Below are 816 nucleotides of genomic sequence, written 5' to 3' on the forward strand. Positions count from 1 at the left end.
TGATCACCGACGCCAATCCGCGCCGCCGCCTGGCATTGATGGCCGCCGAGTTCTACGGCCGGCAGCCGGCCACCATCGCCGCCGTCACCGGCACCAGCGGCAAGACCTCGACCGTCAACTTCGCCCGCCAGCTCTGGACCCTGCTGGGCCACCAGGCTGCCAGCCTCGGCACGCTCGGGGTGATGGCGCCGGGGCGTGAGCGCTACGGCTCGCTGACTACGCCGGACCCGGTGGCGCTGCAGGCCGAGCTGGCCGACCTGGCTGCGGCCGGGGTGACCAGGCTGGCGATGGAGGCGTCGTCGCACGGGCTCGACCAGTTCCGGCTGGACGGGGTGCGGGTGACGCTGGCGGCCTTCACCAACTTCACCCAGGACCATCTCGACTACCACGCCACCATGGAGGCCTATCTGGCCGCCAAGGCGCGGCTGTTCGACGAGGTGCTGCAGCCCGGCGGCACCGCCGTGATCAATGCCGACGTGCCGGAGGCGGCGGGGCTGGTCGCCCGCGCCCGCGCCGCCGGCCGCAAGGCCCTGACCCTCGGCCGCGCCGGCCAGGAATTCCGGCTGGACGTGGCCGAGCCGCTGCCGCACGGCATCGGCCTGCGCTTCACCGCCGGCGGCAAGGCTTATCGGGCGGAGCTGCCGCTGGTCGGCGGCTTCCAGGCCTACAACGTGCTGACCGCGCTGGCGCTGGTGGTGGCCGACGGCGCCGATCTCGACACTGCCGCCGGCCTGCTGGAGCAGCTGAAGGGCATTCCGGGCCGGGTCGAGCTGGTGGCCAGCCACCCGAACGGCGCGCCGGTCTATGTCGACTACT

At 73.2% G+C, this 816-nt stretch carries 1 protein-coding gene; it reads left to right on the forward strand.

What is annotated here, in order from left to right:
• Nucleotides 1–816, forward strand: an 816-nt coding sequence (locus tag P409_RS35435) for a Mur ligase family protein (protein ID WP_034849840.1), incomplete at both ends; no start/stop codon positions are given.

It is taken from the genome of Inquilinus limosus MP06 (assembly GCF_000767795.1).
GTDB classification, from domain to species: Bacteria; Pseudomonadota; Alphaproteobacteria; order DSM-16000; family Inquilinaceae; genus Inquilinus; species Inquilinus limosus_E.